The organism is Paenibacillus dendritiformis, from assembly GCF_015845845.1.
GTDB classification, from domain to species: Bacteria; Bacillota; Bacilli; order Paenibacillales; family Paenibacillaceae; genus Paenibacillus_B; species Paenibacillus_B dendritiformis_C.
Map to the genome: position 1 here is coordinate 1 of NZ_LDIG01000286.1, position 13,569 is coordinate 13,569.

Consider the following 13,569-nt stretch of genomic DNA (forward strand, 5'->3'; position numbering starts at 1 on the left):
TCCGGGCGGAAGGCCGCGCCAGGCTCGGGCAAGAAGGGAAAGGCGCCGCGAAGACGGAAGTAATGCGGGGCGGGAGCCGCCCAAGCTGAACTGCATAAAAGAGAGGAAGGACCGGGCGCTCCCGAGATGGGGGCCCGGTTTTTTCTTTTCACAGGCTGATAGTATGGTACTATGAGAGTAAGATGTGACACGATTCGACGAAATGCGATTGACTGACGAAAGGTTGATTCCACTCCATGCTGCGCATGCGCGACCCGTTAACGAGTCTGATTAACATTCCGGCGACAGCGGTGCAGAGAAAGACCGCCCTGTATCTCAGTATCGGGGTGTTGGCGATCTCGCTGCTGCTCAGTCCCTATTTCGACACGCCGTTGCCCGAGGTCCGGCCTTTCCTGTCTGTTTTCATTGCCTGGATTGTGTTCGGGAATTTGATGACGGCTTATTTGCTGTATGTCCAGTTCCGGGCGACGGGGTATAAGCCGATTCTTCTGCTCGCGGCCGCCTTTTGGTTCGCCGGCTTGATTACGATTCCGTATCTGCTGACCTTTCCGGGCATTTTTTCCGATACGGGCCTGCTGCATGCCGGCCCTCAGACCTCGGTCTGGTTCTGGGTGATCTGGCATGGCGGGTTTCCGCTCGGCATTATTCTGTACACCTATAGTCTCCGGAAATGGAAATCGGCCCTGACCGAACGCCGGGAGAAGGCGACGGTCGCCGCCATCTTCGGCACGGTGCTGCTGGTGATTGCGGTGCTGGCGTACCTGCTTGGGCAGTTCCGGGACGAGCTGCCTGTTCTGGTCGAACGGAATCATTACGGGCTGATGATTCGTACGGGAATCGGCCCCGTGCTGTGGCTGCTCAATCTTCTAGCCCTCATCTATCTGTATATCGCGACGCGGGCGCAGAGCTTGCTGCATCTGTGGCTGACAATGTCCGCTTTTATGTTCTGGATGGACATCAACCTGACGCTGTTCGCGGGGGATCGATACAGCATCGGCTGGTATGCGGCCCGATTCAATGCCTTCATCTCGTCGACGGCGCTGCTGACCGTGTTCTTCCATGAGCTGAACCAGCTCTATGTCCGGCTGATTCATTCGCAGACGGCGCTGAAGCAGTCGCAGGAGCGGGTGGAGACGATATTGGACAGCATTACGGATGCCTTTTTTGCCGTTGATCGGAAATGGGAATATACGTATATGAACAAGGAAGCCGAGAAATATACCGGTCTTGACTTCGAGGCGGTCAAGGGCCGCTCGATCTGGACCGTCACGCCTCGCCTGTTCAAAAGCAAAATGTATGCGATGGCGCATCAGGTGATGGAGCGCGGCGAGCCGGTGGAGTTTACGGAGTATGACAAGCTGCGGGAGCGCTGGCTGGAATTTCGGATTTTCCCGACGGGGCAAGGCGTATCCATCTATTTCCGCGACGTGACCGACCGCATCGCCGCCGAGGGAAAGTTGAAGGAAGCGAACAAGAAGCTTCAAATGGCGAATCGGCTGCTGACTGATTTCTCCTATACCGATGGCTTGACGGGGGTGTACAACCGCCGCTATTTCGACTTGATGCTGCAGCAGGAATGGGAGCGGATGAAGCAGGAGAACCGTCCGCTGTCGCTCATCCTGCTCGATATCGACTATTTCAAGCGATATAACGACACCTACGGGCATCTGGCGGGGGATGAATGTCTCCGGCAGGTGGCCCAGGCGGTCAAGGCTGCGGCGACTCAGCCGCTGTCCGTCGCGGCCCGCTACGGCGGGGAAGAATTCGCTATCCTTCTGCCCCATACCCCGGCTGTGAATGCGACGATTGCCGCTGAGGGGATCCGGCTGCAGGTGGAATCGTTGGCTATCCGCCACGAGGCGTCCGAGGTAAGCCATTTTGTGACATGCAGCCTTGGCGCAGCCACCTGGATTCCCGGGCGGCAAGAACATTGTCCCGATCCGCAAGCCCTCGTGCAGAAGGCGGATCAGGGCCTGTATGCGGCGAAGAGGGACGGACGGAACCGCGTCAGGATGCACGGAGGCGGCCCGTCAGGATGAACCGGCGGAGGCGAAGCCGCCAGAGATAGGCACCTTGCCCGGAAGGGCAGGGTGTTTTTTGTCGTCAAATGGTGCAAGCAGCGGAATGTTGACAAGGAAATAGAAAATGTTGGCGGATCTTGCTACAATGGATGAAAGAACAGGCTCAGCGCCGGGGGCAAGAAGAGGCATACCAGGCGCTGACGGCGGAGCGGGGGAAACAGGTGGCACAGACGGTCAACGAGTCGGCTTTGAAGCGGAATACGAGGCTGCAGAACAAGTATCGAATAGGAAAAGTGTTGTCGAGCGGCGAGCTGTCCATCGTCTATAAAGCGAGACATATGGAGAGCGGATCAGGGTGCGTGATCAAGGAATTTTTCCCGCAAGCCTTGGCGCGGCGGGATCGGGATCGACGCTCCGTACGCTGCCGCGTGCCTGGAGCGAAGGCGCAGTTCGAGGAGCAGCGGGCGATCTTCGCGAAGGAGGGGCCGCTGCTTGCGCAATTGAGCCATCCTTGCATCGTCGAATATATCGATCAGTTCGAAGAGGGCGGAACGGTCTATCTCGTGACGGCCTATTGTCCGGGAATGACGCTTGCCCAATATATCCGGGAAGAACAGGCGCCGTCCAAGGCCCGATTCTACAAGGAGACGATGCTGCCGATCATCGATGCGCTGGAATATATACATAGAGAGGGCTTGATTCACCGGGATATCAAGCCGGGGAATATCATTATCGATCGGGTAGGACAACCAAAGCTGATCGACTTCGGATCGGCGGTGCATTATGAAGCGGGCGGCAGGCAGCCGATCTTCACGACGGCGGGTTATTCGGCCTTGGAGCTGTACTCCGAGACATCGCGGCAGGATCCGGCCGCCGATATCTACAGCCTGGCGGCGACGCTGTACTTCTGCTTATGCGGCCAGCCGCCGCTGGATGTTACCCAACGGCTGTTCCGGGATCAGGTTGAGCCGATCCGGCAGCGGAGCAGGGGCACGACCCCTCTATTGGCCCGGGTCATCACGAAAGGATTGGCCATCCATTCCCGCAAGCGCCCCGCCTCGCTGAATCCGTTCCGGATCGCGCTGTATGCGGAGCATCTCAAATGGACGCTGAAGGAGAGGCTTCAGGGCCGCCGCCTGCCGGAACAGGCGGAGCAAGAGCCGATGTCCCGCGGCGGGAGTTAGCCTGCCAGCCGGGCGCTTATGAGCCATAACAGACAGAGCCGGGGCTTGCGCCCCGGCTCTTCCCGCATCAGCCCGATTCCGGCAGCGAATGCGGGCGCGCCGTGGAGGCTGTGCCCGATTTGAGCGGTTTATAACGAAGCTCAATCTCGGTAATGCCGTCCTCGAACGTGACATAGATTTTCTCATTGTATTGCACAACTTCCTTCTTGCCCTTCGGAATCGGCGTCCGCCCCTTGTCGACCGCGCACGACGTATGGTGAACGACCCGCAGCGCGCCATCCTTCCCCGGCTCCAGCAGGATGCGCTCCGCTTCCGGCAGCGGCTCATGAATGTCGAGGCTGCGGAACAGATCGGCCAGACTGACCCGGCGATTGTCGAAAGATGAGAGCGGCCAGAAGGCCACCGGAATGTCATTGCCGCTGGCGGTATTCAGGAAGTAGCCCTCCAGCCGACCGGCGAACTTGGGCCGCGGACGCAGCCACAGGTAGGCCGCGCCGCCGATCAGCGCCGCGATCAAGACGCCGGCACCGATCTGAAGCGGCAGCTCCCAGTAGGACCGCACCGTGAAGGCAAGCGTCGAGACAGCGGTGCCGCCTTCCGGATCGGAGGCTTGGACGGCGAGCAAGGCTTCGCCTGTCTTCCGCGGCGTCACGACAAGCCAGTAATCCTCGATATATGCGCCTTCCAGCTTATTGTCCGCTTCCGGCTGAAGCCGGAAGGTCAGTTCATCCCCGTTCGGATCATGGAACCACTCCCGCAGATCGATGCGCGCCTCGCCATCTTCCTTGGTCAGGGAGAGGGGGCCGGCCGCGACCGCTTCCGGCGGCAGGTTCTCCACCTTCCGTTCAGTCTCCGGGCTCATGCGGTAGAAATCCGGGCCATGCAAATAGACATGCCAGCGGTACGAGCCGGAATGTCGGAAAATATAATCCCCCTCGAACCCGTTCCCCTTCCTTGCCAGCGGCGATCGTTCCTCCTTGCCGGAGTCAAGATTGGTTACGACAAGCTCCGCCTGCATCGTGTCGAAAACATGCGGATCCTCCAGCCGGGAACCGTCGGGGTGCTGCAGGTATGATAAAAATTTCGTTTTTTGCCCTTTTATAATCTCCTGGGACTCAAGAACCAGTTCCGGTCCCAAACTATAGTTCCCGAGCAGATTCACTTTGACGAAATCTCCCGGCTTGCCCCGCAGCTTGATGACCAGCTCTCCTTGCTCGGGACGGATAATTTTCATCAGACGGTATTTATTCGATTCGTACAAGCGCACGTTTTTGGAGCTGTAATACAGTTGGGCCTCCCGCAGCGGATGCGAAGACAGCAAGATAATATTTGCCTCGCTCATGCTGGAATTCGGAATCGGCACCTTCACCTCCTGAAGCTCGCCGGTTGCCGTTACCGCGGCGACCGTCACGAGAACGGATTGAATCTGATGGGCGAAGATTTGATTGAAAATATCGGGCAAATCATCCGCGCTGTCGGTAATGAACGAGGTTCCGCCCGTCTGCTTGGCGATCCGCTCCAGCTCTTCCTTGTTGACCGAGCCGTCGTGGTTGAGGCCGATCGTATAGATGGGATAGCCTTGCGCTTGGGCTTGCTTGATGACGTGCTTCACGTCCCGGTTCGAGTCCTCCACCGTCCTCCCCCGGGAAGCATAGCCGAAGTCGGTGCCGCCATCGGACAGCAGAATGAGGAACGGAACGCCGCTCTTCTCCTTGTCGGAGGCGAGCATCTCCGCGCCCGTGCGCAGGCCGAGCCCCAGATCGGTGTAACCGTAGCGCGGCATATGCTGCAGCTTCTGCTTCAGCTTTGCCTGATGTCCGGGCGAAGCGATGGATGTCAGCGGCTGCGTCTCCACGATGCGGTCGTTGTAGGCGACGAAGCCGATCCGGGTCTTGGCGGAATCGCTCATATCCATGAACATATTGATGACTTCCGCCGCGATGCCGTCTTTGTCGGTCTCATTCATCGAGTAGCTGACGTCGAGGACGAAGACGGCGTCAATCCCCCGCGAGGCCGCGTGGGCGGCTTGGCTAGCGGCCTTGTCTGCGGCGAATGCGGGCGATCCGCCTCCCCCGCCGCTCCACAGCGCGAGCAATGCAATCGCGGCCGCCAGCCCCATGAACCATCCGCCGCGCTTGGGCACAGTTTTCTTCATTCTATCACCTTTTCCTGTAAATGGTAGATTTATAGGCGCTTAGGAGCCTCGAAGCAATCCTTACACTTCCAAATAATAGAATCGGATTCTCGTAAGCAAATTTAAATAGCTTTTCCACGTTTCGACATTTGTTGTCATTGAATGACTAGATTTTTGGCCCAAAAGTCCCGATTCGAAGACTCATTGACACTTCGGGAAAAATATTTTTAAGATAAAGTCGAATAAGCTCGATTTCCATATTTTTTCGTTCGTGCGAAAGATTGCTGTGCGGAAAATATAGTTCCATGCGATTACATGAGATTAGTCGTTATTGTTCAATACGTCATGGGGCATAAATCCTGTTTGTTCGCTGGAAGAGTCTTTATACTCAAGGAATCCGAGAGGAATTGCGCCTCCTGCCTTAGGCTTAGGCGAGCGCTCCCTCTTACGGGAGGACGTGCGCCCGGCCAGGGCGGATGGTCCGCTTCATCCAGGCAATACATGCATCAAGCGATAGAAAGGAGGAGCATATGATTGGCAAGCCGGCTGCGGCCCTGCCGTAACCGCTTGGCATCATGTTGCTGAACGACATGGACATCATTAACCAAACGAACCGTGCCATGCTCTTCGAGGAGATCAACCCGGAGAAGCTGGATCTTCTGACCATCGTAGGCGATGTCAGAGGGATTGACAGTCTGAGCGACGACAAAATCAAGGAGATCAACGAGCATCTGCTTGTCCGCAGCTTCGACGAGTTCCTGGACAAGTTCTCCCCGAGCGTCTACTCATTCTTCAACGCGGCGAACCAGAAAGTAATGTATACGCTTAAGAAGCCGGAAGGGATCGCGGAGGATTGCATTTCGGAGATCAAGATCGATCAGAGCAACGATTTTCTGAAAATGCTGTTCACGCTGATCGACACGAAGCGCAGCCAGGGCATCACCAACGTCGATTTCAAATTCGAGAATCTGCTGGACATGATCTCGCCGAAAAAGGTGATGGACGACATCCGCCAGGTGCGGAAGGAGATTCATTACTTGTACACCCAGTATGACAAGCTGGACGAGGGCGATCCGAAGAAGCTCGATCTCGGCGACAAGCTGAACACGATGTTCGAGGATGCGAGCAAAAATTACAACAACGTGATGGCGATGCTGCCGCTCGCGATCGAGGATATCAAGACGCGCCTCCTGCTCGGCGGCTCGCGGGAAGAGAATCAGGCGGAAGCGATACAGATCGGGATGCTGACGATCGGAGACTCGGGCGAGCTGAAAATTATCGAGGCGCCGAAGAGCGAGAGCACCGAGCTGATGCTGATGGAGGAGAACACCAGCACCGGACTGGCCACCGTATTCGAGGAAGATTACGAGTCGATCTCCGAGACCCCGTCCGCTTATGTGAAGGACCTGGTCGTCCGCACGTTCTGTCCGCTGCCGGTCGTGCAGACCGAGGTGGATGTCGAGACGGAAGTGCAGAATTACAACACCTATTTGGAGTTCTACAAGAACGCGAAGGACGATTTCGTGAAGACCGTCAAGCCGCTTGTGGAGAAAATTTTGGGCGTGCGCATGTTCTTCGACCAGTACGCGACCAAGAACAAAGGGATGCAGCCGTCGCTGCTCATCACGAACGCCACGCTGGATATGACGGTGAAGAGCAACAATATTCCGCGTCTGGAGACGTACCTGAACACGGTGAACTCCAAAAACGAATTCTCCGACACGATCTGGTTCGGCATCGTGCCTTCGGTGGAGCTGGAATCGGCGGGCAAGGTGAAGGTGACCCGCGAGCGCTTCCGGGGCAACGGGAAGGCCGTGAAGCAGGATGGAAATACGATGGAGTCGCTGACGATGCTGCTTCAAGTCGTCAAGGACTACAAGGTTCAGGTCTTCTTCAGCTTCGAGACGGGCGAAGAGACCACCTTCAGCAGCATGGCGACCTCCGGCCTCGACAAATATATCGACAAGTGCAGCGTCATGGTGCGCAAGGATTACAGCGAATTCGCGATTCCGTGCGTCCCGAACTTCACGGTCATTCCGAAGGACAAGTCCGGCGTCGTCATCGACAGCCGCATGCTGCAGACGGAGCATGGCGTTCAGTTGTCCAAGGAGAAGGAGGATATTCTCAAGCTGTGGATCGAGGGCGTCTATATCGGAGCCGCTTATGTTGCCGCCGGCATCGTGGCTGCGTACCAGTGTCCGGAATATTTGCGTGAATCATTCAAAAACGTGAGTCGGGAATATCCGGGTGTTAGATTCGATATCGAGGCCAGCGACCATGCGCTGCGCGCCGTCACGACGATGGCGAAGGAGATTACCGGCTTCACGAACAACATCAAGGATGCGATTAACCGGAAAAACTTCGGCTTCGTCTTCTCCTCCGAGAATGCGCAGCTGCAGGACAAGGATATCAAGCGCATCACGGTGTACAAGGCGAGAAGCATGGCCATGACGGAGGGCGGCTTCGATCCGCTCTACAAGACGCTGGTCAGCACGTATATCGAGCGCATTTTGCGCTTCCAGACGGGCGACTTCAAGCATGAGAACATCGTCAAGTTCTTCAGCAACAACCCGAGCAGCCAAAAGAGCAAATGGCTCGGTACGCGCGGATACGTCAACTCCATCATTCAAGACGGCGACGACATGTCCTATATCATCGATGACAAGAGCAATCTGTGCCATATCGATCTCGTGTTCAATGGCAATGTGAAAAATCTTGAAGTCATGATCACGAAGGGCACGACGCCGGTCAAGGCGTAACCCGCATGGCCGGATTCTGGAAACGTATGTTGGAGGCGTGCTTCATCAAGCTCGCCTCTATACATAAATCCCGGAAGCGTTCATCGCCTCCGGCATCAATTTCATCCAATTTCAAGGAGGTAGTATCTATGGGATTCATTCTCAGAGTAGAAGGTGCAGAAACAATCGAGCTCGGCATGGACAACATTCAACAAGTCGTCTATGACACCGACACGCCGGACGACTCCAACGCAAGATCGACCGACGTCGGCGCGACCATGCGCATCTCCGGCAAAATCATCACGGCAACCGACGGCGACAATGCCGACGACACGAAGAAGCTGGCGCTGTGGTCGCTCGTTCCGGCCGAGAAGGCGGACTGCTACCGCAAGGTGACGCTGGAAGTCATCGCGGCGGACCAAGTCGTGCGCAAAATTTATTTCCCTAATGCGTTCGTCGTCGATTACACCGAGACGTACGGCGATACGGAAGGGGTTGGAACATTCAGCCTCTACATCAAGCAAAAGAAAGACAAAACCGAGCTCGCTACGATCGACGGCGGTTACCCGATGTAATCGGGCTCCCTGACACGTGGATATCGGTACATGCAATCCAAGTTTAAGAGGCTTCGTGCCTCTTAAATTTTATTTCTTAGCGAGTGGCGGGGAGGATGCGGATGGCTGCGAATTACTATGACGTGCTGGGCGTGCGGCGCGATGCGGCGCCGGACGAGATCAAGAAGGCCTACCGGCGGCTCGCCAAGCTGCATCATCCCGATGTGAACGGCGGGAGCCCCGAAGCCGAAGAGCGGTTCAAGCAGATTCATGAAGCGTATGCGGTGCTCCAGGATGAGGCATCCCGATCCGCGTACGATAATGAGCTGGGCGGGAAAGGAAAGGCCGGCAAGGCCTTCGGGCAAGACGGGAAGCGGGGGGCGGGTCCGGAACGCCCGCGCGAGGCCGCGGGGGCATCCGCGCAGGAACCGTTCGATCCGCGGAACGTGGAGGCGAACTTCGCCCGGTTCTTCGGCTTCGATCCGAAGACGAAGCGGCCGACCGGCATGAAGGGCGCGGGCAAGGAAGCGTCGGAGCCGATCGATGCGGCGGCGATGTTCCAGCGGTATTTCGGCATGCGGAAGAAGTGAAGGGCGGCGCAGTCCGAATGGAAGCGGTCTGCCTTATGGCAGGCGCGGCGTGCTCTTAAGCGTTAAGCGCATTCGGCAGCGAAGCCGGGGCATCCGGCTTCCCGTTAACCGGGCGGGCCGCCGCGGCGGCGGCCAGATGCGGAGAAGTCAGAGTAAAGTCGGAATTTGTTAGATTCAGTTGAAGAAGTCAGGCAAAAGGCGACATTGGCATATTGATTCTGGACGGGTCCGTCTTGGCATGGGATCCGTGGACTGTTGGAGGAATCGAATGTGAGGTATGAAGCGGATTATGAAGAAGCCCATTCCGACCGGAAGCACCGTTCCGGCTGGATTGTGGCCATCGATGTGCTGATTGCCGGCATTGCGGCGGCAGCGCTGTTTTACGTGTACATATGGAATGCGGATCTGGTATTGAAGGTGGCGGTCGGCGTCCTGCTTGCCGCAGGGGCAGCCGTCTATGCCGCTTGGAGGGCTCGAAGCCGCATGAAGCGCCGGCAGGACGGCGCAGCCATTGCCAAGCTCGTTCTCCTGGACGAAGAGGGGGAGAGCGTGAAGGAATGGTACATCCATGGGGAAACTTCCTTGCTTATCGGCAAGAGCTCTGCACAAAGCGAGGTTGACATAGATCTGTCGGATTCGGAATACGCTTCGCTCATCAGCAAGCATCACGCGGTGCTGAATTATGCTTCGGGAAGCTGGTACTTGGAGGACCTCGATTCCCGCAACGGCGTCGGCATTCAGCCGGCCGGGCGCAGGACGGCGGAGCGGCTGGAGGAAGACGGGCCGCACCGGATTGAATCCGGCGATATTATTTGCATTGCCAATACGCGAATCGTGGTCAAATAACGCCATGATCGCCATGTCGATAGAAGCACCACCTCTACAAAGAATCGAGTAACGGAGGAATGAACAGGATGAGTCTGACAAGATGCGCCAACGGGCACATGTTCAGCACGCGCAAGCACGGCAATATTTGCCCCTATTGCAATATCTCGGTGGAGGCGGCGCCGGGCGGCGACGCGGCGGCGAAGAAGCTGGTGCGGCCGGAGGAGGACGAGAAGACGATGCCTTATCTCGGCGAGACGACGGGCATCGATCCGGTAACGGGTTGGCTCGTCTGCATCGAGGGGCCCCAGCTCGGCCAAGACTACCGGATTCGCGCCGAGAAGAACTTCATCGGCCGCTCCGAGGACATGCATATCCGCATTCTGGGCGACAATGCGATCTCGCGGCGGAATCACGCCGTCATCGTGTACGACCCGAAGAAGCGCAACTTCTTTCTCCTGCCGGGCGACGCTTCCGGCCTGGCCTATCACAATAACGAAGCGGTATATACGCCGGTAGAGCTGGCCGCTTACGACGTCCTCCAGCTCGGCCGGAGCAAATTCATCTTTATTCCGCTCTGCGGGGTCCATTTCGAGTGGGACCACAACGAAGGTTAATATGGGCATCCCGATGGAATTACAGGAATGGGTGCCGTATATCATCGTGCTCGGCGCGGCGGCGGCGATTCTGCTGCTGCTCGGGGCGCGGCGCCGCTTGCTGGCGAACGCCCCTGCCGACAAGCCGGGAGTTCCGATCGGGAACGGGCAGACGATCGGAACTCGGGACGAGCAGGATGATTATTTCTCCAGCGTAACGACTCCGCACGGCACCGCCGCCGTGCTGGCCGACGGCATTAGCGGTCTCGCCCATGGGCGTCTGGCGAGCACGATTGCCGTGACCGTGTTCATCCGGGAATTTCTGAAGCTGTCCGATATCCGGGACGTGCATGACTACTTCGCGAAGGCGGCGAAGGTCAGCAATTCGGAAATCCTGCAGCAGCTCCAGGGTGCTCCCGGGGGAACGACCCTCGTCGCCGGCGTCATTGCCGGGGACTGGCTGTATTGGGCCGCCGTCGGGGATAGTGTCATCATGGTGTTCCGGGATGGAGAGTTCATCCGGATGAATGAGAAGCATACGCTAGAATCCGTGCTGCAGGAACGCTGCCTGGCAGGGGAGCTGACGAAGGAGGAAGCGATCGATCATCCGCTGCGGAAGCGGCTGATTAATTATTTGGGCTACGAGCATTTCGCCCGGATGGAGACGGGCAGCGAACCGTTCGCGCTCCGGCCCGGAGACCGGATCATCCTGTGCAGCGACGGCGTCTACAACACGATGACCGAGGTGGAACTGGAGGCGATTCTGTCCCAGCCGATATCGCCGAATGACGCCGCGGAGGAGATTATCGAGGCGATCGAAGCCAAAGGGCTGGCGAATCAGGACAACGCGACGATCGTCATCGTCGATCATGACTGAGTGTGGGCGAGCCGACAGCCGACGGGATTAGTGGGAACCGGAGCTTGCGGGGTCGAAGCGAATGGAGCGACGGAAGCTGAGGGGCTGGATAAGCCGCGGCACTCGCTGTGCGGGAAGTTAAGAGTCCGGAGGTCCGTGGCATTCGCTGCGACGGAAGCTGAGGGGCTGGATAAGCCGCGGCACTCGCTGTGCAGGAAGTTAAGAGTCCGGAGGTCCGTGGCATTCGCTGCGACGGAAGCTGAGGGGCTGGATAAGCCGCGGCACTCGCTGTGCGGGAAGTTAAGAGTCCGGAGGGCCGTGGCATTCGCTGCGACGGAAGCTGAGGGGCTGGATAAGCCGCGGCACTCGCTGTGCAGGAAGTTAAGAGTCCGGAGAGCCGTGGCATTCGCTGCGTCGGAATATAAGGAGCCGAAGAAGCCGGTCACTCGGCGCGCCAGGGCGGCACTTGCGCCATATGCGCCGGAGAGCTTGCAGTGCTGCGTGCGGAATAGGGAAAAGCGGGGGTACGGATGAGGAAGGAGAACAGCGATTTCAAGACCAGCTTCGTGTCGGAAGCCGGTTCTTTTCTACATAACAAGGATTATTTCGCTTATGTCGAGCTCGATGATATGGCTTGCTGGGTCGTCGCCGACGGCCTCGACGCGGATCGGGAGGCGGATAGCGCCGAGATGGTCGTGAAGAGCATCCTGGGGCGGTTCACCGAGAAGCCGACGATGTCTCCGCTGCGGCTCAAGCGGTATATGCAGGAAGCGCATGAATGGCTTAGAGAAGAGAGTCGTCGGGTGCGGCTCAAGGCGAGCCTGATCCTGGTCGTCACGGACTATTCGAAGATCGTCTGGGCGGTGGCGGGCCATGCGCGCCTGTATCATTTCCGCGGCGGACGCCTGTTCGGGCGCAGCCAGGATCAGAGTCTGGCGCAGGCGATGGCGAATGCCGGCGAGATCTCGGACGCGGCGATCGACCATCATGCGGAGCGTCATAATCTGCTCAATTATATGGGCCGTCCCGATAGCTTCGAGCCGTTCGTCTCGAAGAAGGCGCCGCTCTCCGACGGCGATGTGCTGCTGCTCTGCACGCCGGGCCTGTGGGAAGAGGTGCACCGCCTGGAGATGCTGGATGCGCTCGAGGAGGCGAAGGAGCCGGAGGACTTCACCGATACGCTCGAGGACGTGCTGCTCAGCAAGCAGCGCGGCACGGTCAATAATTATACCGCCGTCGCCGTCTACGTGAACAAGGCGTTCAAGGAGGATCCGAAGCGGAAGTGGCGGCAGCTCAAAAAATGGCTCATCGCGCTGGTCATCCTGGCGGTGGCGGGAGGCGGCGCCATCTACCTGTACGCGAAGGAAGCCGCGCGCAAGGCCGAGGCGGCCGCCAATATGATCGAGTTCCAGCAAAACGCCGACACGCACATGAAGGAAGGCGATTATGCGAAGGCCGTGAACGAGTACAGCGAGGCGCGAAATATGGCCAAGCGCTTGAAGGACCGCTATCATCGCGATCTGTTCGACAAGAAGCAGCGCTTGATGCAGCTGATGGTGGACGGAGACGGCTTTTTCAAGGAACGCGACTTCGCCAAGGCGCTGGACAAATACGTCAAAGCGCAGGAGGAAGCGAAGCCGTACAAGGAGTTCAACCATAAGGAGCTCGAGGAGAAAATCGAACGCGCCAACCTGTATATGCAGATTATGAGCTGGGTGCAGGAAGGGGACATGAAGTTCGAGGCGCAGGATTTCGTCGGCGCGCGCAGCTCGTATCAGAAGGCGCGCCGGGCGGCCATCGAGGAGGGCTTCGTCGACGGCGAGAAGGAGATTCGCAAGAAGCTGGAGGACGCGGAGGAGAAGGTCACCGGGCTGAAGCGGGAGAAGCGGCTGCTCGAGGGCGACAAGCTCGAGAAAAAGGGCGATCAGCAGTTCGCCGCCCAGGATTATGTCGGGGCGATTGACGCTTATTCGGCGGCGCAGCAGATCTATCAGGAGATTGACATGCTGGAGCGAGTGCTGGGCATGGAGCGGAAGATCGACAAGGCGGTCGACAAGCTCAACCCGCCGCC

10 protein-coding genes are annotated in these 13,569 nt (G+C 58.1%); 9 read left to right on the forward strand and 1 reads right to left on the reverse strand.

What is annotated here, in order from left to right:
• Window positions 1-236: 236 nt before the first annotated feature.
• Both ABD76_RS27835 and ABD76_RS27840 read left to right on the forward strand, forming a co-directional pair.
• Complete coding sequence (locus ABD76_RS27835) at window positions 237-2,039, forward strand: MASE4 domain-containing protein (RefSeq protein ID WP_197260125.1); 1,803 nt, start codon at window positions 237-239, stop codon at window positions 2,037-2,039.
• Window positions 2,040-2,170: 131 nt separating this feature from the next.
• On the forward strand, window positions 2,171-3,205 hold the full coding sequence (locus ABD76_RS27840; protein WP_197260126.1) for a serine/threonine protein kinase: 1,035 nt from the start codon (window positions 2,171-2,173) through the stop codon (window positions 3,203-3,205).
• A gap of 67 nt (window positions 3,206-3,272) precedes the next feature.
• Here ABD76_RS27840 and ABD76_RS27845 read toward each other — a convergent pair whose 3' ends face one another.
• Window positions 3,273-5,360: a vWA domain-containing protein gene (locus tag ABD76_RS27845; protein ID WP_197260127.1), complete on the reverse strand. Its 2,088-nt coding sequence runs from the start codon at window positions 5,358-5,360 to the stop codon at window positions 3,273-3,275.
• A gap of 569 nt (window positions 5,361-5,929) precedes the next feature.
• Here ABD76_RS27845 and ABD76_RS27850 point away from each other — a divergent pair.
• The 7 genes from ABD76_RS27850 to ABD76_RS27880 form a co-directional block, all read left to right on the forward strand.
• Window positions 5,930-8,098 (forward strand): transcriptional regulator, encoded by a 2,169-nt coding sequence (locus ABD76_RS27850; protein ID WP_168181318.1) that lies wholly within the window; start codon window positions 5,930-5,932, stop codon window positions 8,096-8,098.
• 128 nt (window positions 8,099-8,226) lie between these two features.
• Window positions 8,227-8,652 (forward strand): membrane-associated protease 1, encoded by a 426-nt coding sequence (locus ABD76_RS27855; RefSeq protein WP_168181319.1) that lies wholly within the window; start codon window positions 8,227-8,229, stop codon window positions 8,650-8,652.
• 101 nt (window positions 8,653-8,753) lie between these two features.
• A complete protein-coding gene (locus tag ABD76_RS27860; protein WP_197260128.1) occupies window positions 8,754-9,221 on the forward strand; it encodes a J domain-containing protein in 468 nt (155 codons plus the stop codon).
• 270 nt (window positions 9,222-9,491) lie between these two features.
• Window positions 9,492-10,067 carry an FHA domain-containing protein gene (locus ABD76_RS27865; RefSeq protein ID WP_197260129.1) on the forward strand — a complete coding sequence of 192 codons (576 nt, stop codon included), beginning with the start codon at window positions 9,492-9,494 and terminating at the stop codon, window positions 10,065-10,067.
• Window positions 10,068-10,135: 68 nt separating this feature from the next.
• Window positions 10,136-10,663, forward strand: coding sequence for an FHA domain-containing protein (locus ABD76_RS27870; RefSeq protein ID WP_197260130.1), 528 nt, complete (start codon window positions 10,136-10,138; stop codon window positions 10,661-10,663).
• 13 nt (window positions 10,664-10,676) lie between these two features.
• Window positions 10,677-11,519: a PP2C family protein-serine/threonine phosphatase gene (locus tag ABD76_RS27875; protein WP_242069853.1), complete on the forward strand. Its 843-nt coding sequence runs from the start codon at window positions 10,677-10,679 to the stop codon at window positions 11,517-11,519.
• 509 nt (window positions 11,520-12,028) lie between these two features.
• Window positions 12,029-13,569 (forward strand): PP2C family protein-serine/threonine phosphatase (locus ABD76_RS27880; protein ID WP_197260132.1); only part of this gene is annotated, 1,541 nt, incomplete at its 3' end.